This is a genomic window from Snodgrassella alvi, assembly GCF_002777745.1.
Taxonomy (GTDB): domain Bacteria; phylum Pseudomonadota; class Gammaproteobacteria; order Burkholderiales; family Neisseriaceae; genus Snodgrassella; species Snodgrassella alvi_D.
Genome location: NZ_MEIO01000055.1, coordinates 191,456 through 212,715, shown reverse-complemented (window position 1 = coordinate 212,715; position 21,260 = coordinate 191,456). Strand labels below are relative to the sequence as shown.

The following is a 21,260-nucleotide window of genomic DNA, read 5'->3' as shown; positions in this document are numbered from 1 at the left end:
AAGTCCCCGATTATTTGTTCAGTTGACAGGAAGTGCTATTTCAACCGTAACACCGCTGCTGTACTCATTATTTTTAATGCTGATTTGCCCTTTATGGGAAGAAACTATTTTCTGTACCATTGCTAGTCCAAGACCTGTACCAGAAATTTTAGTAGTAAAAAATGGTGTGAAGATTTTATCCATTAGTTCCTTTTTGATACCTTCACCATTATCTTTTATCCGAATTAACTGATACTTCTGGTTTGCTGACAATGATGTAGATATTTCAATTTTGCCGTGATCGCTGATTGCCTGAATAGCATTGATTAGTAAATTCAGTAATGCTTGTTTGATTAGCTCTTTATCCAGATACAATGGTGGCAATTGGCTGGCCAATGCAAGAATCAGGCTAATATTATTTGACCGGTGAGATGAGTTAATCAATACCAGTACTTCTTCAATCAGAGTATTTAGCTCCACAGAAACATAGTAGTTTTTGGAGGGTACCGAAAAGTCCAGGAGCTGCTGGATAACCTGATTGATTGAATCCACTTCTTTTAGAATAATTTCAATATATTCGTTCTGTTCTGTGTGTGGTAAATCATTTTGCAGGTACTGGACAAAACCGCGTACCGCTGCCAGAGGGTTGCGGATTTCATGTGCTATGCCAGCCATCAGCTCACCCAGTGCAACCAGACGTTCTGTCTGCTGGATTAACTTTTCTACTTCTTTGCGTTCAGTGATATCTTTAAAAATAACAACTGCACCAATTATCTGGCCTTGATGATTTTTCAGGTGGCTGGTGCTCGCAGAGATTCTGATAATCCGTCCGGTAACCGGAAAATCTACTTCAACCCCGACATGATCGATACCATTGTATAAGGTATCCAGTAACGGACTATGAAAATTTTTATCATCTACGATTGTTGAATAAGGCTGACCAAGGATTTGTTCAAGTTGATAACCGGTTATTTTTTCTGCTGCCGGATTTAACATGGTTATGGAGCCATTATTATCTACAGTAATAACACCATCCAGGGTATTTTCCAAAATCAATTCGTTCATGGTTTTGGTTTTTCTGAGCTTTTCAGCCAGACTGTTAATTCCATTCACAATTTCATTCAGTTCTCCGCGAATCAGTGGCAGACGAAAGTCAAGCGAATAGGGTAGCTTTTCCAGACCCTGCTTGATTATATTAATATCAGTATTCAGTTTTCTGGATAAAAAAGAAGCAATGCAGATACAGCTCAGCATACAGATCAGGCTGATGATTATGACATTTTTGTCAAATACAAATGCCTGCTTTTCAATATCATCCAGTGTTTCATTAGCCCAGATATAACCAAGTATCTGGTTATTGCGCACAATGGGAATCATAGCATTCATGATATTGCCTCTGACCTGTTCACCAGTATCAATCATGTGCCGGCCGCTATGCATCACTTCATGCCCTTTGTGTGTGGCTGCAATCGATTTACCCACATTCACACCATAGGCAGATTGTGGCGCATAGACTACGATAGCATCTAATTTTTTATGATAATAACCAGCAGCAATATCCGGCATATCCTTAAGTAACGGTTCAATTCTGGGAGACAGATACTGATTGAGTTGTGCGATCTGCTGTGTTCTGGACAAATTTTCATCAACTTGCTGATAGGCATCTCCTAACAGCAAATCCAGTGTTTTGGTAATAGCGTAAAGTTTTTGGCTTTTTTCCTGCCTGAGTAGTTCACGTCCTTCTTTATCAATTAATACAGCACATACACAAATTGAAAAACAGGACAGAAATGTTACCAGCAAGAAAATACGGGCACTGATCCTGTCTGGATATAGGCGCTGAAGAAAACGGGCGTTCATAAGTGCTCAGATATCCATAATTATCAATAAACTAATGTTGTGACATAAGTTCCGTTATCAGCCAGAATATCTATCTGAATTATTTTGAATAATCGGGTAAGATATGCAGATTAACAAGGCAGGCAATATCAGACAAATCTAATACCGCCTGACTGTACAACCTAATAACATACCCGATAATTAAATATAACAATTAATATTATTGGGTGAGTGTTAACAGCGTTCTAGAATTACTGTTGTACCTTGTCCGCCACCGATACATAATGTTGCCAGTCCCAGTTGTTTATCACGATGAAGCATGGAATAAAGCAGGGTAACCAGAATACGCGTGCCGCTGGCTCCAATAGGGTGACCCAATGCAATGGCTCCGCCATGAATATTGGTTTTGTCCATATCAAAATTCAGTTCGCGCCCGACACCGATAAACTGAGCAGCAAAAGCCTCATTTGCTTCAATTAAATCAATATCAGGCAATTCCAGTGCTGCTTTTTGCAAAGCCAGTCGGGTTGCCGGTACCGGTCCCAGCCCCATTACGCTCGGATCTACACCACCTGAGGCATAGCTGCGAATATACGCCAGTGGTTTTAAGCCTAACTCTTTGGCTTTGGTTTCCGACATCAGTACTATAGCTGCTGCACCATCATTAATGCCTGAAGAATTACCGGCTGTGACTGTGCCATCTTTTTTAAAGGCAGGTCGAAGTTTGGTCAGACCTTCCAGACTGGTATCTGCTTTAGGATATTCGTCCTGTTTAAAGATAATATCGCCCTTACGTGAACTGATGGTCACCGGCACAATTTCTTCGATGAATTCGCCATTATTAATGGCCTGAGTGGCAAGCTGCTGGGAACGCAGTGCCAGCTCATCCTGTTCCTGCCGGCTGATAGCATACTGTTCGGCAATATTTTCCGCCGTAATTCCCATATGATAATGATTGGTGGCACAAGTTAAACCATCATTCACCATTGTGTCATATAATTCTGCATTCCCCATTTTCAGTCCCCACCGTGCTTTGCTGCCAAGCAGATAGGGAGCCTGAGACATGTTTTCCATTCCACCGGCCACAACAATATCATTATCGCCAGTTAAAATGCTTTGTGTGGCCAGTACAACGGATTTAAGGCCACTACCACATACCTTATTAATGGTAAATGCGGGTACTGTACTGGGAATACCTGCACCTAGGGCAGCCTGACGGGCAGGGCTCTGCCCCAGTCCGGCCTGTAGCACATTACCCATAATAACTTCATTCACCAAACCGGCATCAAGTGCCGCACGTTTCAATGCTTCATCAATAACGGTTTTGCCTAAATCAATCGCACTCACCGTGGCAAGTGCACCATTAAAATTGCCGATGGCTGTGCGGGCAGCACTAACTATTACGGTTTTTGTCATCATAAACTCCCTTTTTATTTAGAAAAAGTACAGGCCAATCAGGAATATGGGCGTAGTGAAAATTAATGCCGTCATGCAATAACCCATAATGTCCCGCACCCCGAGCCCAGCAATGGCCAGTGCAGGTAATGCCCAGAATGGCTGCAACATATTCATCCACTGCTCGCCATAGGCAATTGCCATTGTGGATTTACCTAAATCAGCACCCAGAGCCTGCGCAGCAGGAATGACAAAGGGTCCTTGAATAACCCAGTGACCGCCGCCTGAAGGTACGGCAAAGTTGATAATGCCGGAGCTGAAGAATGTCCAGATAGGGAAAGTATCTTTACTGGCAATATTGATAAAGAATTCAGTAATCAGACCACCCAGACCGGAATGCTCCATCATTAATTGAATGCCCGCATAAAACGGGAACTGAATAATAATACCGGCTGTGCTTCTGGCTGCATTGGATACGGCACGCATATAGGCCATGGGCGTACGATGCAATAAAACACCAGCAGTCAGGAAAATCAGATTAACGGTATTAATCGTAATATTAAAACCACTGTGATAGAAGTAAATCAGCAGATAACTGATACCCAATGCACCTACCAGTAAAGAGAGCAGTTTACTTTCTTCCAGCTTTTCAGCTACGGTGGCCGTTTTCCGGTCAAGTTTACGTTGAAAATCAGGTTCTGGTGCCAGTAACTCAGGATCAACCACATTTACTTTACCATCGGTTCTGACCATAAAACGCACCAGCAGAGGTAAGCAGATAATCAGCATGGTGGTAATAAAAATATTACTGGCAGAAAACATCGTTTGTGAAATCGGCACAATGCCCTGTGGATTAGACTCACTAACCATAAGGTGTGCAACCGGATTGCCGGGAGTTGCAGCCATTAAAGGCATTGAACCGGACAAACCACCACCCCATGTCATAAAGGCAATATAAGCGCAGGCAATCAGTAAGCCATAATCAACATTTTTAACCTGTCGGGCGACTTCCTTGGCCAGCATCGCGCCTACAACCAGCCCGAAGCCCCAGTTTAGAATACAGGCAATACAACCCACAAAAGTTACCAGCATCGCTGCCTGAGTAGGTGTTTTGGCTAGTGAGGCAATAGAAACCAAAACAGATTTAACTGGTGGTGAGCTGGCTAAAGCATGGCCGGTAACCACAATCAACGCCATCTGCATGCCAAAGGCCAATAAGTTCCAGAAGCCATCCCCCCACATTTTTACCAGACCGAGCGGTTGTGAATCGGTTAAACCCCAGGCCATAAAAAAAATGATAAAGGTAAGCAGTAAAGCAAAAATCAAAGGATCGGGCAGGTATTTACTCACCAGATTGGTAGTATGTCTGGATAAACGTGAAATCATAAAGTCTGTGCCTCTGTTGCAATGGACATCGTTTGCAGATCATCCGCGACAATAAATTCTGCTGTGGTATGTGCTTTCACTGTATCAACATCCACTTCTTCAGCTGTTTCAATCAGATACAGTTGCTGATTTCTGAATTCAAATACTGCTAACTCAGTAATAATCATGCTCACTTTACCTTTAGCCGTAAGCGGCAAACTGCATTCAGGTAAGATTTTAGGCTCGCCGGTTTTAGTGCAATGTTCCATGGCAATAATGACCTTTTTTGCCCCCGTAACCAGATCCATTGCGCCGCCCATGCCCGGTACCATTTTGCCCGGTACCATCCAGTTTGCCAGATTGGCATGCTGATCAACTTCCAGTCCCCCGAGTACGCAGGCATCCACATGTCCGCCCCGAATCAGCGCAAAAGAAAATGCACTATCAAACATGGCTGCGCCGGGAACAACACCACATGGCTGTCCACCCGCATTGACAATATTGGGTTCATCCACGGTTTTCGGCCCTAACCCGAGAAAGCCATTTTCTGATTGCAGCGTAATATTGATACCTTCTGGCAAATAGTTAACCACCTGTGTTGGCAGACCAATCCCCAGATTAACAACATCACCATCACGCAGTTCCTGAGCAACACGGCGAGCAATTAATTCTTTTTTATCCATTGTCTTTTCCCTTAATCGTTAGTGCTAACCATAAAATCAACTAATGCTGCTGGTGTCATCACGGCATCAGGATGAATCTGACCAATTTCTACCAGCTCATCAACCTGAGCAATCACGGTATCGGCAGCAGTAGCAATCAGGGGGTTGAAATTACGGGCGGCATATTGATAAACCAGATTACCGTTATAATCAGCCTGATGAGCATGTATGATGGCTAAATCAGCCCGCAGCGGCAGCTCAAGCAAATATTCACGTCCATTAACCGATAAAACTTGCTTACCTTCAGCAACAATCGTACCGACACCGGTAGGTGTTAAAACACCACCCAATCCGGCACCGCCGCAACGAATGCGTTCAGCCAGCGTACCTTGAGGTACCAGCTCAACCTCAATCTCTCCGGCAATCATTTTTCTGCCTGTTTCACGATTGGTGCCAATATGGGAAGTAATCACTTTCTTCACTTGATTATTAGTAATCAGCGGGCCAACACCAGTATCAACAAAAGCTGTATCGTTACCGATAAGTGTTATGTCTTTAATACCTGATTCCAGAATCGCATTAACAATTTTTGACGGCGTACCACACCCCATAAAGCCGCCAAACATAATCGTCATACTGTCTTTAAGAAAATCCCGGATTTTATCGGTAGTGATTAATTTTTTTTGCATAACGACTCCTGGTTACATGTTAAAAATTCATCTTTACTTAAAAGTAAGCTGCTTTACTATTGCAATTCATGTACCAGTTTTTTTTATAAAAATAAAAATATAGTATATTGATTTTTAAATATAAATTTAATCTGTTAAATAGATTTGTTCTGTAGATAGTGCAGAAATCTGCACTTGAGCGCAAAAAAAATTGCATAAAGAAAACAAGATAATAATTATCAATCATTGATGAATAAGTGCGGTAGCCATAGCCCGCCATTCTAAGAAGCAAAATAAAATATTTTGCTGTCTGAGCTGTATCGGCTATTAATCATTTTTATAGTTACTGAAAAGCATTGCTGTTAATCTGAATAAACCCATCCACTATGCACTTGAGGTTAATGAATCGGGCAGTATGGTTCCAGACTGGCAGCAAACGGGCACAGCAGCAGAAGCAGATAATAGGGCAAATACGATATATCCAGCCGTGCAATTAATAAAGCAAAGCAATAATTGAAATTAAATATCTATAACTACCAAATATTTGCATTATTTATGGCCTGTTTTAGCATAGAAGTAGCCAAAAATGCTTGACGAGTTTAATAATGCTCCCTATAATGCGCTCTTCCTTTCCCTGATAGCTCAGTCGGTAGAGCGACGGACTGTTAATCCGCAGGTCCCAGGTTCGAGCCCTGGTCGGGGAGCCAAAGGGTCGTTAGCTCAGTCGGTAGAGCAGCGGACTTTTAATCCGTTGGTCGAGCGTTCGAATCGCTCACGACCCACCAAAAATCCTTACTTTTTATGGTAAGGTGAATTAAACCTCACATTGGTGAGGTTTTTTTGTATCTGCACTAATCTTAAATAATCTGGCTGTTTGTTGTTTTATAGTATTTGATGAGCTAATCAGAACTATCAGATTATGGTTGCCCCTAATGTATTTTGAAAATGATTTAAAGCCCATTTATGTCCAACCGGATCAAAGCTAGCTACTGCTTTTTGGTGGATAACAATTTTGTAACTCAGGTTATAGGCATCCACTGCGGTATGTAATATACAAATGTCGGTACATACACCGGTCAAATGTAGTTCTGTGATGTTTCTTTCACGCAGGCGTAAATCCAGATCAGTACCGCTGAATGCTGAATAATGCCGTTTATTTAGCCAGTAAACCTGTGGATTAGTTTGATTTATTGTGTACAGTTGTTTCAGTGAACCATATAAATCCTGCCCCTCTGTGCCGATGACATTATGTGATGGAAATAATTTATTTTCTGGATGGTATTTATCATCTGGTTCATGTGCATCAATGGCAAATACCACAAAATCGCCTTGTTCAATAAATGTTCTGGCCACATTCACTATTTCTTGCTCAATTAATTGTCCGGCTGATCCGGTTGTTAGCGCACCATCTGTGGCGATAAAGTCATTGGTGTAATCAATTGAAATTAGTGCTTTCATATTCCATCCACAAAGTAGTTTTGGTAGTTTGATCTTAATTAAGTTTTAATTTGTTGAATAATTTGTTTATATTTTAGCTTTAATTCATTGCTTATTATTCAGAGCCATGTACTAAGAGCTATTTAAAGGTTTCAGATGAAAATTGAGCTTTAGGGATCAATACCGGATAACTATAAGTATAGACTATGTTTTTAAATATATGTGGTTATTTATTTCGTTATAACTACTTAGATTTTAATAGGCAAGGAGGCTAAATTTATCGCTAAGCGAGATTTTTTTAGTCTTGCTGAAGCAAATTTAAAGGCTCTTTGGGTGGGAAATAAAATTTGAAAATATTTTTTATTTAAGCCAATTATATATGTATGTTTGTGTGTATGTATGACATAGCTTCGTCTGACTGATTAGAGTATTCAGTATGCTAAAGATGCCTTATCGTTAATTGCTGAATTTTTCTGGTGTTTCAGGGCGATTTGATTTTTAAAGCAGTATTTTATGGTTAAGTAGTTAGATGGTTAATAGTTCTGGCCATTGGGTGGTATAGCACGGGCTGAGCTGGGTACGGGTCATGTGCCAGTGGCTGGATTGCAGTTCGCTGCCAAGCTGGATGCTGTTGCGGCCGTAACGGCTGGTGATGTTGTCCCATGCATTCATGAGTTCGGGGCGGTGGTTGCGTTCGCTGGGGCAGAGTAAGTCCGGTTGCTGGAAAGTCTGTGCTGGTTCGATGCCGCTTAGTTCGATGCCACATTTTTTGTATTCATAGCCTGAGCGGTAGATGCTGCGTAGCAGATTCTGGGCGATATGGTTAAGGGTGAGGGTGTCGGCACTGGGCTGTGGCAGTTTGATAAACTGGTAGCCGTTATATTGGGATTGGTCGTGACGAAAGCGGTTGGTGTAGATAAAAACACCAAGGATATGCGCGTGGCTGTTTTGGTCGCGCAGTTTGGCTGCACCAGAGGTGATGTGGTGGCTGATGGCGGCTTGCAGGCCATCGAGACTGGTAATTATGTTGCCAAAGCTGCGGCTGCGCACGATGTGCTGGCGGCTGGCTTCGTTGATGATGAGTTCGCTACAGGGGATGCCCTGCATTTCGCGTTGGGTGCGTTCGAGTACAACGCCGAACTGTTTTCTTAGGGTGGGGGTATGGGCGTTGGTGAAGTCAAGGGCGGTGCGGATGCCCTGAGCAGCGAGTTTCTGGCCGATTCTGCGGCCGATACCCCAGATGTCGGTTATGGGTGAGCTGGCCAGGGCGCGTTGCTGGATGTTACGGTTCCAGTTTGTCCAGACAACGACGCCATTAAAGTGGTGGCGGTGGCGTTTGGCCAGATGGTTGCAGAATTTGGCTAGGGTGCGGGTGGGAGCGATGCCGACGCAGGTGGGGATGCCTACCCATTGCTGAATGCGGTTGCGGATGTTATGGCCGAGTGGGTGCAGGTTATTCAGGCCGTGCAGGTCGGCAAAGCATTCGTCGATGGAGTAGATTTCGATGGCGGGCACGAGGGAAGCGATGGTGTTCATCATACGTCGTGACAGGTCGGCATACAGTTCGTAATTGGAGGAAAAAACGGTTAATTTGCCCTGTTGAACGAAATGCTGAATCTGGAAATAGGGGACACCCATTTTGATACCGATATCTTTGGCTTCACTGGAACGGGAGATGACGCAGCCATCATTGTTACTCAGGACGATGATGGGCTGCTGTTTGAGTTCAGGGCGATACACTCTTTCACAGGAGCAATAGAAGTTATTGCCGTCAATCAGGGCAAACATGGGCAGGGTTCAGGGCTTGTAGTTGGTGTTTGTGTTGCTGGATGATTTGGTAGACATCGCGATCCAGTTGGCCTTGTGGCTGGCTGAGGATGGTGTGCAGTTCATCGCTGTTACTGGCGCTGCCCAGATAAATCCAATGGTGGAAGATGTGGTATTTTTGCCGTTCTTTGACGTAGGCATAGCTGTTAAATGGCCATGCAGCCAGTTTGATTTTTTGTAATGCCAGTGCTAGTTTCAGGTTGTGGGTGGCGGCGGTGATTTTGTTGATGCAGGCACCGCTGCACTGGTGTAGCTGGTGGCGGAAGCAGGGGCGGTTGCTGCTGCCTTTTTCGATACCGAGAGTTTGCAGGCATAAATCAGTATTATTGATGGTGTTTTTGATGGCTTTCTGGGCATCGCTTTTGCTGTGAAACAGGCCGTAGTAGCGCTGTTGCTGATTGAACTGGACATGGCGCATGGGCACGATATTCAGGGTGTCGTAGCCGTGTGTATTGGTACTGAGCTGGAAGCTGAACAAGTCTTTCTGACGGCGCAGGCGGCGGTTAAGGATAGGCTGGCGCTGTTTGATTTGTGCGGATTCGGTGAGCAGGGCATCCAGTTCGCCGCTACAGGGGATTACGTCGATTTTTTTGGCTTGTTGCGACAGGCTCATTTCTTTGCTGTTGTGTACATCCTGACCGAAATGGCTCAGCAGACGGGTTTTGACTTGTTTGCTTTTGCCGATATACAGAGGAAGGTCATTATCGCCGTATATAAGGTACACGCCATAATCATCGTTGATGTTTTTCAGGGCATCGTTATTGAGATGGGCAGGCAGGCTGGGGCGTTGCATGATGGTTTTGCAGGCATGATGCAGGGTGTCGGCTGGAAAGTTGTGTTTAAGTTGCTGCCAAAAATCGTAGATGGCACGTGCATCGGCAAAGGCTCTGTGGCGGTTGTGCATGTCGATGTGGTGACGGGCGATGATTTTGTCCAGTCCGTGGTGTTTGTGCTCAGGATAGAGCTGGCGTGATAGTTTGACGGTGCATAGCTGTTGTGGGTTGAATGTTCTGCCCAGACGTTTGAAGGCGGCTTTGATGAAACCATAATCAAAGCGTACGTTGTGGGCAATGAAAATACGCTCTTTGAAAATAGCGCTGAGCTGGTCGGCAATTTCGTCGTTGAAATACGGTGCCTGTTCTACCATCTGATTGCTGATACCGGTGAGTGCCTGAATGAAAGGGGGAATGCTGGTATCGGGGTTAAGTAGGGTATGGAAAACCTGTGGTTGTTGCTGGCCGGCCTCGGTGTAGACTACGGCGATTTCGGTAATGCGGTCAACGGTGGCGCGGCCACCGGTGGTTTCGATATCGATAAAGGCAAGTTGCTGGTCTGAGAACATGATTTCTGGGTTAGCGGATGTGTTTGATCACGTAGGTTACTACGCCAACGATGGCGAGGGTGTCGCCTTCTTTAAAGCTGAAATTGGGATAGGACTGGCTGCTGTTTTCGGAATGCAGTTCGATACGGTGGTTATCCAGTTTATGCAGGCGTTTGATGGTGAATTCATTCCCTAAATCAGCCATAACGATGTCACGGTGTTTGGGGATAAGTGAGCGGTCAATGATGAGCAGGTCGTTGCGGCTGATTCCCGCGTCGTGCATGGAATCTCCGCCGCAGCGTACGGCAATGGTGGCTGCCTGATTTTTTATCAGATACTGGTTGAAATCCAGATAGTCGCTGATGTAGGGCTCTGCCGGGCTGGGAAAACCAGCGGGAATGGTTTCTATAGCTAAGGGGATGTTTAGCTGGCTGAGATTGTCGGCTATTTTCCAGCAATCGGCAGGCAGATTTTGTGCAGGGCGCAGCGGGGTATTAGCTAGCTGGCTGATCAGGTGTTCTACTGCGGGTATCAGGCTTACGGGTATGCGTTTGACTATTTTCGGTCCGGCAATTTTGGCTTTGCGACCGGCACCAGCTCTGGCACCACCGTGTCCGCTGGATTTTGCTGCTGTATCAACCACTAGTATGCTCATCTTGATTAAGTTATTTAATCAAGAATGGTAGGATTTTGATTTTGCTGCGTCAATTATGCTGGCTGTGGATGGCTGGTAATGGTTTGTTTTTTTGTGCTTTATGCCGTTAGATATTACTTGTGTTGATGCAAGTTAACTTATTCTGTAATTAATTGTTTATTTTAAATAATTGTTATTTATTGTTGTTATGTAGGCAGGGTGTGGTTAAGCTGTGTATTTATTATTTATGCAAGAATAATTTGTTGCTGATAAATTAATATTCCAGATAATGGGCTTACTACTGTTGCAGGTGTGCTGAAGAAGCAGGTTGGGCTGAATGGCTGTGTGAAGCTGGTGTGCTGTTGGCCGAGGCTATGTGATCCGCAATCTGGTCGAGGGTAGTGGTGGCTTCCAGATGGGCTTTTTGTATGTCTGAAGCGGTGATGGCTGCGGCTTCACTGGCACTGAGATGATTTTCGTGATGTGAGCAGGCGGCTATGCAGGTGATGAAAACAGGCAGTAAAGATGAGATTTTCATGATTTTGTGCTGTTATGGGGCTGATTTATTATTTTATTATGTTTGCTTGAGTGGTGTACAGTTGCACTGGCTGAGCAGTTGGGTGGTTTCATATACGGGCAAACCCATGATGCCGGTAAAGCTGCCGCTGATGTGTTCGACTAACATTCCACCCAGTCCCTGAATGCCATAGGCTCCTGCTTTATCCAGTGGTTCGCCAGTGGCAATGTAGGCGGCAATCTGTTCATTTTGTAAGGGGGCAAATTGAACGGTGCTGGTTTGCAGGGTATGTCTGGTTTGGTTGTGCCAGTAAATGCAAACTGCGGTGTGAACCTGATGCTGGCGGCCTGAAAGTAGTTTGAGCATACGGAATGCATCGTTGGTACTGGCTGGTTTGCCCAGAATCAGGTTATTCAGGCTGACAGTAGTGTCGGCGCTGATAAGGGGAAATTCTGGTGGCTGCTGTTGGGTTTGTTGCCATGTGGTAAGTGCCGCGCTGTTTTTCATGCGTGCCATGCGCTGAACGTAATCTGTTGCGTTCTCGTCCGGATAGGGTGTTTCATCAATCTCTGCGGGTAAGCGCAGGACATGGTAGCCAAGATTGGTGAGGATTTCATGTCGGCGTGGGCTGCCTGAGGCCAGATAGATGGTTGGCGGATTCATGGATTATGGTGCGGATAATTGTGTGTTGTTGGGGGCTTGCTATGGTTATTTTAACATTACTTTAAGTTATGTTGTTTTCTATTGATAATGGGTTGCGGTAGGCATTTTATGTTTGCTGTATTGGTATATATGTTGTTAGGTTAACGATTAACGTCGACAATAAATCGGCCTTTGATTTTCCCCTTGATGATTTCTTGTGCAATTTCAGGACACTCATTCAGGGAAATGGTTTGAGCAATGTGTTGTAGTTGGTTGGTGTTCAGATGCTTCGCCAGAAAATTCCATGCGGCTATGCGTTTTGGATATGCAGCCATAACGCTGTCGATACCAGCCAGTGTGATGCCTCTGAGGATAAAGGGGGCAACTGTTGCCGGAAAGTCCATACCTTGTGCTAGACCACAGGCAGTGACAATGCCGCCGTACTGGATTTGAGCACAAATATTAGCCAGACTGTGTGAACCGAGTACATCTATGGCTGCTGCCCATTGTTCTTTTTGCAATGGTTTGCCTGCGCTGGCCAGCGTTTTGCTGTCGATGAAATGCTGTACGCCTAGTTGTTGCAGGTAATCTGTATTGTTGGTTTTGCTGGTGGCCGCGGTAATGGTGTAACCAAGTTGGGTGAGTAACATGATGGCGACTGAACCCACGCCGCCGGTTGCACCGGTGATGAGGATGTTGCCCTGTTCTGGGGTGATACCATGTTCGATTATGCGTTGAACACATAGGGCGGCTGTATAGCCGGCGGTGCCGATAGTCATAGCCTGTAGGGTGCTGATACCTGTCGGTAAAGGGATGAGCCATTCTGACTTGAGGTGGGTATACTGGCTCAGGCAGCCCCAATGTGTTTCGCCGCAGCCCCAGCCATTCAAAATAACGTTGTCACCAATTTGATATTGTTGGCTGTTACTGTGAATAACCGTCCCAACGCCGTCTATGCCGGGTACCATCGGCCACTGTCGCACTACAGGGCCGGTATTGGTGATGGCCAGTGCATCTTTGTAGTTTAAACTGGAATACTGTATCTGAATTAGGGTATCACCTGTTTGTTGTAACAGATCTTCTTCTGTGATGTTCTGGATGCTACAGGAAAATCCGGTTTGGTTTTTTTCTAATAATATGGCTCTGGATAACATGGTTGTATTCCTGTTGTTAATAACTAGACGGACAGTCTAATTTTTAGTATAGACTGGTTGTCTAGTTGTAGTTAATAGAAAGCTAAATAGCTGTTTAGATAGAGTTTAGCTAAATTTAAAGGAGGAGAGAAGTTGAGAGGTTATGCTGGTCTGTAAACTGTAGTAAGACTTATTTAACTGGGTTTTATTAAGCTAAAAATTTGTTCGGTGAACGTATCCAGCGGCGCTGAGTTTTTGATTAATTTGGCATGACTTACTGCACCCTTCCAACCAAGCCAGAAGAAGTTGGCTAGTTTTGCGCAGTCTAGTTGTGGATTTATTTCGTGCTGCTGTTGTGCTTGTTGTAAACAGTTAGCTATCTGGTTTTGCCAGTGGTGTAAGATGTTGTTGAGTAGTGAGGGATAATCAGGGGGTAGGTGTGATTCATTCTGCATTAGTTTGCCAACCAGACAGCCTCTGTTGAAATTGTATTTGGCCATGTTGGTTTTGGCTTCTGTACAGAATGCATGGATTCTCTCTAATGCTGAGGAGATATTTTCGTTTGATAGGTGTTGTTTTGGTTTTTCTGTAAAAAAATGGTTGTAGTATTCGAGTATGGTTTTACCGAATTCTTCTTTGCTTTTGAAGTAGTAGTAAAAGGAACGTTTTAGATAGTCAAATGGGATTTTGTGCAGCTGTTCCATAACGATACCCGTTGCCTTGATGCCTCAAATAAACTCACCAATTTTTCTTTTCACAGATTTTACCCATGATTCTAATTAGGATGTAAGTGGGGGCCAACAATACCTTGTGCTGAAGTAGCCATGCTGTGGCAAAATCAAACAGCAGATCACGACATTCATAACTGTGCTAGGTTCGGATATACAGCAAAGGACTTTTTTATAAAAAAGTGGCGGAAAAAACAGGAATATCTCCGGCCACGTACTATAGACTGAGAAAAGTTAACTTTTGCTACCCAGATCGCTGTCTTCAGATGGCCCTGTAATCATTCTTGTGAGTTCTTCACAGCAGATAATTTTTTCAGATGACAAAGTAAAGCAGGCAAAAACTTCAAACTTACTCTTCTCCTCCTGATTTTTTTCCACATTCACATAGTGATGAGTGAACACCGTATCATTTTCGGATACGACACTTTTAATAGAAATGCTCATTCGTTTAGTATGCGATTTAATGGCCTTCATATGCCTGACAAACCCATTGTAGTCTAATTGCTTACCATCCACCCTTTGTTGATAATCAGGAGCAAAAAATAGTGCAATTTTACTTTCGTCATGTAAGGGATCGGTGATTAGTGTTTGTAATGCTGCAATGACTGTTTGCTTAATACTTTGCATTTTGATTATTCTTTATGAATGATGGTAGGGAGTCTATTTTAGAGCCTGATTAGTATAATATCGATATCAGAATAACCTATACGGTTAGTCGGCCATGCAGATCAAAGCATCCAAAATTTAATATGACACTACGTATTCAATGGAGTGACATAAGTGCGTATCAGGCCAGTTATTCTGGCTCAACCAGGGAATTATAATAACTGAAATGTAATTTATTCAATTGGTTGTCACTATGGGGTGGTAGGGTGGTTTCTGGCGAATCTTTACCAAAGAGGCAGTAATGTAGGGAGGGTAAGCGGTAAATATCTTTACCTTAGACCATCATTCAGTATTCATTTACCCTCTGCTGTGGAAGGAGCAAAAAGATATTGCTGTATTGAATCAGAAGGGTGGCAGTGGCAAGACAACCATTGCCACATATTTAGCACGAGTGCTGCAATTAGAGGGTCATCAGGTTTTGCTGGTGGATTCTGACCCGTAGGGCCGTGCCAGAGACTGGGCAGCGGTCAGGGAAGACCATCCGTTGACGGTGGTGGTGGTCGGCATTGACCGGCCAACGATAGACAGGGATATAAAAAATCTGGTGGCCAAGATGGATTTTGTGGTGATTGATGGTGCGCCTCAAGCTGCTGATTTGGCGGTCTCTGCGATTAAAACAGCGGATATTATATTAATTCCGGTACAACCCTCACCTTATGACATTTGGGCGACATCTGATCTGGTCGAACTAGTAAAGACCAGATAAGAAATAACTGATGGTCGTTTATAAGCCGCTTTTGTGGTATCTAGAATAATCAAAGGAACCAGAATCAGTGAGGAGGTTGTAGAGGCATTGGCCGGTTATGATTTGCCCATTCTGGAAACCCGTATTACCCAACGTGTTGGTTATCCAGGCAGTGCAGCATCAGGCACAACGGTTCTTGAATCAGAACCGTCAGGCGAAGCAGCTACCGAGATACGCAACCTAGTCAATGAAATAAAAAAGAAATTTATTTGAGTAAATGAGTATTTGAATAAAAACAGAAATAAGTTAAGTGCAGGTAGGCCAAGCGAGCGAAATAAAGCCCTGACTTTTGCTCAGCTTTCAGATGATGCGCCAGACATGAAACGAGTAAATTTTCAGATATCTGCTGAATTACATGCAAAGCTGAAAGTTTATTCAGCAAAGACCGGAAAGAGCGTGAAGGAATTATTGACCGATTATATTGTTACATTACCGGACTAATGCTTAAATACTGTTTTGAGTAAATATGTTTATGAGTAAAGCAGTTTTTAAGTATTTATTAATAGCTGTTTGCAGAATTATAACTATGCAGACAGCTGTTGTTGTAGACGACCTTTCTGCAACCTTTCTGCAACCTTTCTACAACCTTTCTACAACCTTTCTACAACCTTTCTACAACCTTTCTACAACCTTTCTACAACCTTTCTACAACCTTTCTACAACCTTTCTACAACCTTTCTACAACCTTTCTACAACCTTTCTACAACCTTTCTACAACCTTTTTCCAATATTTCGAGAATCATTTTTATGGTTTTCTCTTTTCATGGCTTTTAACATGGCTTGGAATGGATAAAAAGACTGACTAAATTTGATGAAAAAGCTATTGGCCGGATAGCCTGCCGGCGTAAAAAGGTAGACCTTATGTTAAAAGAGTTAGTTGTCGGATAGCCTGTAGGTGTAAAAAAAGTTAATCTTTGGACCTACTTTTTTCAGTATGCTTTCAATATTGGCGCTGATGTAGCCATGTGTGGTCATTGCTTCTACACCGCTGCGGATAAGGGCAATTCTGGTGTTATGCTCTTTACGGGATAGGTGTTGTGTATCAGGTGATTCTGTCATTGCTCTTGGTTTTTTGTTTATAGGTAAGAGGATTAATGAGTTTGGGTTATTTTCCCTGCTTGCTTACGGCAATACGGCACAGCCAGTCCAGCCAGCTAATGGGTAAGAGTTTTTTTAAATACCAGAATAGATGTGCCGGTACGGTAACGGGATAGCGCGCTTTGGGTTTGCGAGCATTCAGGGCGCGCATACAGACGCTGGCACATTGTTCGGCAGTTAAGGTAAATGGTGCTACAGCACCAGCAGTTTGCAGGCGGTTGAGCTGTGCCTGATAGGCAGCACGATGTACGCTGTTTTCAACATCTATATACTGTTTGAATTTAACTAGGGCATTGGGGCGGAAGCGGGTGGCAATTGGACCGGGTTCGAGCAGACTGATGTGGATACCGCTGGCATGGATTTCTTGCCGCAGGGTATCGCATAATCCTTCTAGCGCAAATTTGCTGCTGGTGTAGGCACTGCGCCATGGCATGGCTGCATAACCGAGTATGCTGGAGTTGACCAGAATGCGGCCATATTGCTGGCGGCGAAAGATTTTCATTGCTGCATTGATGCATTGCCAAGTACCAAAGACATTGGTGTTGAACTGCTCCTGCAAGGCTTCCCGGCTGATGTCTTCTGCGGCACCAGTCTGGCCATAGCCAGCATTGCAGAATAAGGCATCCAATCGACCAAATTCGGTGATTACGGTATTGATAGCAGTCTGTATTTGTTCATCATTGGTGATGTCTAATTGCAGACTATGAAAACCTTCTGAACGCAAGCGTGCTACATCTTCTGCTCGCCGGCAGCTTGTATAGACACGCCAGTTGTCTTGTCGCAGAAGTTGTGCTGTGGCATAACCAATACCACTGGAACAGCCGGTAATCAGAATGGTTTTTTGCATGTTTGTACCTGATTGAGATCCGTTTAGGCGGTTGTAGTTTAACATGCTGGATGGCATGTATTTTCTAAGGTTATATATATAGCCTGTTTATATTTATAAATGATAAAAATGTTGTTTTCTTCATCATAAGAGATATATAAGCGTTCAAATATTGCTCTGAATGCATTGGCTTTATCGGTATAGTATTCGCAATTAACCTACCTCTGTACTAGCTGAGTCGTTACTGGGCTTGCGGATTTTAGATCATTAAATCCATTGAGTTTTTTTAAATTTCCATTTAAAGCTCAGAGGGATGGTAATTAAGTAATCCAATTATTTAGGTTAAATATTCGGGTTGTTTCGATAAACAATATTTAAAATTATTGTTCTTTTTCGGCCGCAGTATCATAAGCATCAACAATTTTCTGCACCAAAGGATGACGTACTACATCTTCGCTGGTGAAAACGTGAAAATAGATGCCATCAATGTTGTTGAGCTTTTCGCGTGCGTCTTTCAAGCCGCTTTTGATGTTTTTGGGTAAGTCAATCTGGCTGGTATCTCCGGTGATAACTGCTTTGGCTCCAAAGCCAATACGGGTAAGGAACATTTTCATTTGCTCTGGTGTGGTATTTTGTGCTTCGTCCAGAATGATATAAGCACCGTTAAGTGTGCGCCCGCGCATATAGGCTAAAGGGGCGATTTCAATCAGCCCTTTTTCCAGCAGCTTGGTTACGCGGTCAAAACCCATCAGGTCGTAGAGGGCGTCATATAAGGGGCGCAGGTAAGGATCGACTTTCTGTGCCAGATCACCGGGCAGAAAGCCCAGTTTTTCACCGGCTTCAACGGCAGGGCGTACCAGTACAATGCGTTCCACTTGATGTTTTTCGATAGCATCTACAGCCGCTGCTACAGCTAGATAGGTTTTACCAGTACCGGCAGGACCCAGACCGAATACGACATCATGTTTTAATAGTGCCTGTATATAGCCGTTCTGTCGTGGCGTACGGCCACCGATATTGCCGCGGCGAGTGCGCAGCGTCCAGACTTTGGGTTCGTGATGTTCTGTATCCTGATGAATGCTGGTTCTGGCTTCTACAGCGGCAAGCTGAATGTCGTTATCGTTCAACTCCCGCTCCCGTGCTATGCTGGCCAGATTTTCCAGTGCTTTGATTCCTTGTCTGATTTGTTCTCCAGTCAGAGTGAAATGGTCAAAGCGACGGGTAATTTCAAGATTCAGAGCTTTACCCAGACTGGTAATGTGCTGATCTAATACGCCGCATAGGCGTTGCAGAGCTGTGTTGTCTATTTGTTCTAGCTGATAATGATTGGTTTGGTTCATGGTTAGGTTGAATGAAATTAAATAAATATTGATATTATGTAGTCAAGCTGGTCGAAAGCAAGGGTAAATTTTCAGATTTATGTTATGTCTGGCTGTGGTGCTTTTTTAAGTCTATATGATGAGAAATGGTTGGGCTGTCTTGTCGGCAGGCATGAGTTGGTATAGATTGTGGCTGTAAATAGAGGAATGCTGCTGGCAGTTTACGCCAATAAGCATGTAAATGATTTTGTAAATGGATAAGGGCATGCGAACTGCAAAGATTACACGTAATACCAGTGAAACAAAGATACAGATAAGTATTAATCTGGATGGCACCGGCGTGGGAAATTTTGATACTGGGGTGCCTTTTCTGGAACATATGCTGGATCAGATTGCTCGCCATGGACTGATTGATCTGGATATCCGCTGTCGCGGAGATGTGCATATCGATGACCATCACACGGTTGAAGATATAGGTATTGCGCTGGGGCAGGCGCTGAGACAAGCTTTGGGCGATAAATGCGGGATTACACGTTATGGTCATAGTTATGTACCGCTAGATGAGTCGTTAAGCCGGGTGGTGATAGATTTATCTGGGCGGCCGGGGCTGGTGTATAACGTTGAGTTTACCCGTGCTTTAATCGGACGCTTTGATGTTGATTTGTTCAGTGAGTTTTTTCATGGTTTGGTGAATCATGCGATGATGACGCTGCATATTGATAACTTACGTGGGTTGAATGCGCATCATCAGGCTGAAACAGTTTTTAAGGCGTTTGGTCGCGCGTTGCGGATGGCCGTGGCTGTGGATGAACGTATGGCGGGGATGATGCCATCAACCAAGGGTACGCTGACTGCTTAATGTTTTAGGGTAAATTGACTATCCGTTAACTAGGTAAACGTTAACGGATAATTTTATTTTTACTGACGATAATGGCATGGTAGATATTGCTGTTGACTTTAGTCTGTATGGCTATGACTGATATGCGGATTGTTGCAAAAAAAATAAGTTATTCATGATTAACATAGATAAATAATATTTTTATTTATGTATTTATTTGTTTGTTTGTGATAATGTTCAATTTTGAAATTTGATGACTATATGAATATTCTTCATTATCAGTCTGACTGGTCTGGATAAGAAAAGCTGATTGAGAAATTTGAATACCTGATCTAGGTCAAGAGAAGCATATGAGTGATGATGTAATAGAATTTTGATGTTGAGTCTGTTCATGGCCGGCAATATGGCATCTTCACCTGAATATTTTAAATATCATTCTTTTTGCCAAGGTAATGCGGGTAGGATACACAATCATGTTTAATTGAGATGAAACAGCACTGGCAAGGCAGTGTTTGTGCTGCGCAGGTGCGTCTTGATGGAAAAATACTCAGGTAGTCATGTATGCAAATTTGTGGGCTGTTTCCCTATTTTTATCGATAATTTGACGTTGGTTGAGGTTGTTACGACTGGTGCGTGAAGAAGTACGAAACAGGATGATGGATTATCTGGTACAGGTGGTTTTGGGTGAGTAGACATTTACTGTCTGGCTGATTATACGGTAGCCAGCAATTACTGGTGGCTGTGGCGCGTACTGTATTGCATGCGGTCACAGGTAATAATATTTGATAGGCGTTGTAGAAGTAGGTAAAAGAAGATTTGCTGATAGGTTTCCTACAGGTTCAGGAATCATTACTAATGGATGGGTTGGTACTGTGGTAAGTGAGCTTGTATCACTTTCAGAGTCATAGCCAGATATAATGAGAATTCATTTGTTTTTGATTCTCAGTTGATTTTAATAAAGATGTGAAGATGAAAGTAGCCATTGTCAATTATGGTATGGGTAATCTGCACTCGGTTCTGCACTCGGTACAGGCAGCAAATCAGTTACAGCAGAAACCGGCGGAAATTATTCTGACGGCAGAACCGGACGAGGTGTATGCGGCCGATAAAATTATTTTTCCCGGTCAAGGAGCAATGCCGGATTGTATGTCTGCTTTACTTCAAAGCGGGCTGGCAGAGGCACTGACGGATGGTTTACGGCGTAAACCGTTTTTTGGTATTTGTGTTGGTGCTCAATTGCTTTTTGAATTCAGTGAGGAAGGTGATACTGCCGGATTGGGCTGGTTTCAGGGAACTGTATTGCGTTTTCAGTCTACTTCAGGTGCAGATGGACGGCCACTGAAAATACCGCATATGGGCTGGAATCGGGTACATCAGACTCAAAATCATCCTTTGTTTGCTGGAGTTGCACAGAATGAGTGGTTCTATTTTGTGCATAGCTATTATCTGTTACCGCACGATTCGTCCATTGTTATGGGTAAGGCGGACTATGGCAATGATTTTGCCTGTATAGTGGGTAGGGATAATGTTTTTGCTACCCAGTTTCATACTGAAAAAAGTCATATGGCCGGTTTGCAGTTGCTGGGTAATTTTTTGCGGTGGGATGGTACGCTTTAGTCTA

Annotated in this window: 21 protein-coding genes, 2 tRNA genes and 1 pseudogene; 7 read left to right on the top strand and 17 right to left on the bottom strand. The window is 43.7% G+C overall.

Annotated features, from left to right (window positions below; genetic code table 11):
• Window positions 1-18: 18 nt before the first annotated feature.
• The 5 genes from atoS to atoD form a co-directional block, all read right to left on the bottom strand.
• Window positions 19-1,839, bottom strand: coding sequence for a two-component system sensor histidine kinase AtoS (atoS, locus tag BHC51_RS09390; RefSeq protein WP_100099525.1), 1,821 nt, complete (start codon window positions 1,837-1,839; stop codon window positions 19-21).
• Between the two features lie 213 nt (window positions 1,840-2,052).
• A complete protein-coding gene (locus BHC51_RS09385; protein WP_100153864.1) occupies window positions 2,053-3,234 on the bottom strand; it encodes an acetyl-CoA C-acetyltransferase in 1,182 nt (393 codons plus the stop codon).
• An 18-nt stretch (window positions 3,235-3,252) separates the two neighbouring features.
• Window positions 3,253-4,599 carry a TIGR00366 family protein gene (locus BHC51_RS09380; RefSeq protein ID WP_100102672.1) on the bottom strand — a complete coding sequence of 449 codons (1,347 nt, stop codon included), beginning with the start codon at window positions 4,597-4,599 and terminating at the stop codon, window positions 3,253-3,255.
• On the bottom strand, window positions 4,596-5,261 hold the full coding sequence (locus BHC51_RS09375) for a 3-oxoacid CoA-transferase subunit B (RefSeq protein ID WP_100153863.1): 666 nt from the start codon (window positions 5,259-5,261) through the stop codon (window positions 4,596-4,598). The genes BHC51_RS09380 and BHC51_RS09375 overlap by 4 nt, the downstream gene beginning before the upstream one ends.
• 11 nt (window positions 5,262-5,272) lie before the next feature.
• Window positions 5,273-5,929 (bottom strand): acetate CoA-transferase subunit alpha, encoded by a 657-nt coding sequence (gene atoD, locus BHC51_RS09370; protein ID WP_100099529.1) that lies wholly within the window; start codon window positions 5,927-5,929, stop codon window positions 5,273-5,275.
• 610 nt (window positions 5,930-6,539) lie between these two features.
• On the opposite strand from atoD, the gene BHC51_RS09365 reads away from it, so the two are divergent.
• Window positions 6,540-6,615: transfer RNA gene (locus tag BHC51_RS09365), tRNA-Asn, on the top strand.
• A gap of 2 nt (window positions 6,616-6,617) precedes the next feature.
• Window positions 6,618-6,693 (top strand) — tRNA-Lys (locus BHC51_RS09360).
• Window positions 6,694-6,820: 127 nt separating this feature from the next.
• On the opposite strand, the gene BHC51_RS09355 is transcribed toward BHC51_RS09360, so the two are convergent.
• From BHC51_RS09355 to BHC51_RS09315, 9 genes are all read right to left on the bottom strand, one after another.
• Complete coding sequence (locus tag BHC51_RS09355; RefSeq protein WP_100099530.1) at window positions 6,821-7,366, bottom strand: cysteine hydrolase family protein; 546 nt, start codon at window positions 7,364-7,366, stop codon at window positions 6,821-6,823.
• 504 nt (window positions 7,367-7,870) lie between these two features.
• Entirely contained in the window at window positions 7,871-9,133 is a 1,263-nt protein-coding gene (locus BHC51_RS09350) for a Y-family DNA polymerase (protein WP_100099531.1), read from the bottom strand.
• Entirely contained in the window at window positions 9,117-10,514 is a 1,398-nt protein-coding gene (locus BHC51_RS09345) for a 3'-5' exonuclease family protein (RefSeq protein WP_100099532.1), read from the bottom strand. Before BHC51_RS09345 ends, BHC51_RS09350 begins: the two co-directional genes overlap by 17 nt.
• Window positions 10,515-10,524: 10 nt before the next feature.
• A complete protein-coding gene (locus BHC51_RS09340) occupies window positions 10,525-11,136 on the bottom strand; it encodes a LexA family protein (RefSeq protein ID WP_257384801.1) in 612 nt (203 codons plus the stop codon).
• Between the two features lie 289 nt (window positions 11,137-11,425).
• Window positions 11,426-11,665 carry a hypothetical protein gene (locus tag BHC51_RS09335; protein ID WP_100123458.1) on the bottom strand — a complete coding sequence of 80 codons (240 nt, stop codon included), beginning with the start codon at window positions 11,663-11,665 and terminating at the stop codon, window positions 11,426-11,428.
• Window positions 11,666-11,701: 36 nt separating this feature from the next.
• Entirely contained in the window at window positions 11,702-12,307 is a 606-nt protein-coding gene (locus BHC51_RS09330; protein ID WP_100123457.1) for a Maf family protein, read from the bottom strand.
• A gap of 140 nt (window positions 12,308-12,447) precedes the next feature.
• Complete coding sequence (acuI, locus tag BHC51_RS09325) at window positions 12,448-13,440, bottom strand: acrylyl-CoA reductase (NADPH) (RefSeq protein WP_100153862.1); 993 nt, start codon at window positions 13,438-13,440, stop codon at window positions 12,448-12,450.
• Window positions 13,441-13,613: 173 nt separating this feature from the next.
• Window positions 13,614-14,123 carry a TetR family transcriptional regulator C-terminal domain-containing protein gene (locus tag BHC51_RS09320; protein WP_100153861.1) on the bottom strand — a complete coding sequence of 170 codons (510 nt, stop codon included), beginning with the start codon at window positions 14,121-14,123 and terminating at the stop codon, window positions 13,614-13,616.
• Between the two features lie 258 nt (window positions 14,124-14,381).
• Window positions 14,382-14,774, bottom strand: a complete 393-nt coding sequence (locus BHC51_RS09315) for a nuclear transport factor 2 family protein (RefSeq protein ID WP_100153860.1) — start codon at window positions 14,772-14,774, stop codon at window positions 14,382-14,384.
• Between the two features lie 304 nt (window positions 14,775-15,078).
• Between BHC51_RS09315 and BHC51_RS13190 the strand changes: the two genes are divergently transcribed.
• The 3 genes from BHC51_RS13190 to BHC51_RS13115 are packed head-to-tail and all read left to right on the top strand — an operon-like array spanning window position 15,079 to window position 15,771.
• The gene (locus BHC51_RS13190) at window positions 15,079-15,255 is read left to right on the top strand and encodes a nucleotide-binding protein (protein WP_306807530.1); all 177 of its coding nucleotides are present in this window, start codon (window positions 15,079-15,081) and stop codon (window positions 15,253-15,255) included.
• A 48-nt stretch (window positions 15,256-15,303) separates the two neighbouring features.
• Window positions 15,304-15,519, top strand: a complete 216-nt coding sequence (locus tag BHC51_RS13120) for an AAA family ATPase (RefSeq protein ID WP_257384804.1) — start codon at window positions 15,304-15,306, stop codon at window positions 15,517-15,519.
• Window positions 15,520-15,552: 33 nt separating this feature from the next.
• Window positions 15,553-15,771 carry a hypothetical protein gene (locus BHC51_RS13115; protein WP_257384800.1) on the top strand — a complete coding sequence of 73 codons (219 nt, stop codon included), beginning with the start codon at window positions 15,553-15,555 and terminating at the stop codon, window positions 15,769-15,771.
• Window positions 15,772-16,431: 660 nt separating this feature from the next.
• Here the strand turns inward: BHC51_RS13115 and BHC51_RS09300 are convergent.
• The 3 genes from BHC51_RS09300 to BHC51_RS09290 all read right to left on the bottom strand — a co-directional run bounded on the left by BHC51_RS09300 (window position 16,432) and on the right by BHC51_RS09290 (window position 18,822).
• A complete protein-coding gene (locus BHC51_RS09300) occupies window positions 16,432-16,617 on the bottom strand; it encodes a hypothetical protein (protein WP_100153859.1) in 186 nt (61 codons plus the stop codon).
• A gap of 46 nt (window positions 16,618-16,663) precedes the next feature.
• Window positions 16,664-17,503: an SDR family NAD(P)-dependent oxidoreductase gene (locus tag BHC51_RS09295; RefSeq protein ID WP_100135526.1), complete on the bottom strand. Its 840-nt coding sequence runs from the start codon at window positions 17,501-17,503 to the stop codon at window positions 16,664-16,666.
• A 359-nt stretch (window positions 17,504-17,862) separates the two neighbouring features.
• On the bottom strand, window positions 17,863-18,822 hold the full coding sequence (locus BHC51_RS09290; protein ID WP_100123112.1) for a PhoH family protein: 960 nt from the start codon (window positions 18,820-18,822) through the stop codon (window positions 17,863-17,865).
• A gap of 247 nt (window positions 18,823-19,069) precedes the next feature.
• On the opposite strand from BHC51_RS09290, the pseudogene hisB reads away from it, so the two are divergent.
• Together hisB and hisH are read left to right on the top strand one after the other, a co-directional pair.
• Window positions 19,070-19,660, top strand: a pseudogene (gene hisB, locus BHC51_RS09285) (imidazoleglycerol-phosphate dehydratase HisB); the annotation flags it as partial.
• 948 nt (window positions 19,661-20,608) lie between these two features.
• Entirely contained in the window at window positions 20,609-21,256 is a 648-nt protein-coding gene (hisH, locus tag BHC51_RS09280; protein WP_100153858.1) for an imidazole glycerol phosphate synthase subunit HisH, read from the top strand.
• Window positions 21,257-21,260: the final 4 nt, after the last annotated feature.

Coding starts and splice junctions, on each gene's coding strand:
- BHC51_RS09300 (WP_100153859.1), bottom strand. CDS start 16,617: ATGACAGAATCACCTGATACACAACACCTATCCCGTAAAGAGCATAAC.
- hisH (WP_100153858.1), top strand. CDS start 20,609: ATGAAAGTAGCCATTGTCAATTATGGTATGGGTAATCTGCACTCGGTT.
- BHC51_RS09345 (WP_100099532.1), bottom strand. CDS start 10,514: ATGTTCTCAGACCAGCAACTTGCCTTTATCGATATCGAAACCACCGGT.
- BHC51_RS09315 (WP_100153860.1), bottom strand. CDS start 14,774: ATGCAAAGTATTAAGCAAACAGTCATTGCAGCATTACAAACACTAATC.
- BHC51_RS09355 (WP_100099530.1), bottom strand. CDS start 7,366: ATGAAAGCACTAATTTCAATTGATTACACCAATGACTTTATCGCCACA.
- BHC51_RS09295 (WP_100135526.1), bottom strand. CDS start 17,503: ATGCAAAAAACCATTCTGATTACCGGCTGTTCCAGTGGTATTGGTTAT.
- BHC51_RS09385 (WP_100153864.1), bottom strand. CDS start 3,234: ATGACAAAAACCGTAATAGTTAGTGCTGCCCGCACAGCCATCGGCAAT.
- BHC51_RS09380 (WP_100102672.1), bottom strand. CDS start 4,599: ATGATTTCACGTTTATCCAGACATACTACCAATCTGGTGAGTAAATAC.
- atoD (WP_100099529.1), bottom strand. CDS start 5,929: ATGCAAAAAAAATTAATCACTACCGATAAAATCCGGGATTTTCTTAAA.
- atoS (WP_100099525.1), bottom strand. CDS start 1,839: ATGAACGCCCGTTTTCTTCAGCGCCTATATCCAGACAGGATCAGTGCC.
- BHC51_RS09330 (WP_100123457.1), bottom strand. CDS start 12,307: ATGAATCCGCCAACCATCTATCTGGCCTCAGGCAGCCCACGCCGACAT.
- BHC51_RS09335 (WP_100123458.1), bottom strand. CDS start 11,665: ATGAAAATCTCATCTTTACTGCCTGTTTTCATCACCTGCATAGCCGCC.
- BHC51_RS09320 (WP_100153861.1), bottom strand. CDS start 14,123: ATGGAACAGCTGCACAAAATCCCATTTGACTATCTAAAACGTTCCTTT.
- acuI (WP_100153862.1), bottom strand. CDS start 13,440: ATGTTATCCAGAGCCATATTATTAGAAAAAAACCAAACCGGATTTTCC.
- BHC51_RS09350 (WP_100099531.1), bottom strand. CDS start 9,133: ATGTTTGCCCTGATTGACGGCAATAACTTCTATTGCTCCTGTGAAAGA.
- BHC51_RS09290 (WP_100123112.1), bottom strand. CDS start 18,822: ATGAACCAAACCAATCATTATCAGCTAGAACAAATAGACAACACAGCT.
- BHC51_RS09375 (WP_100153863.1), bottom strand. CDS start 5,261: ATGGATAAAAAAGAATTAATTGCTCGCCGTGTTGCTCAGGAACTGCGT.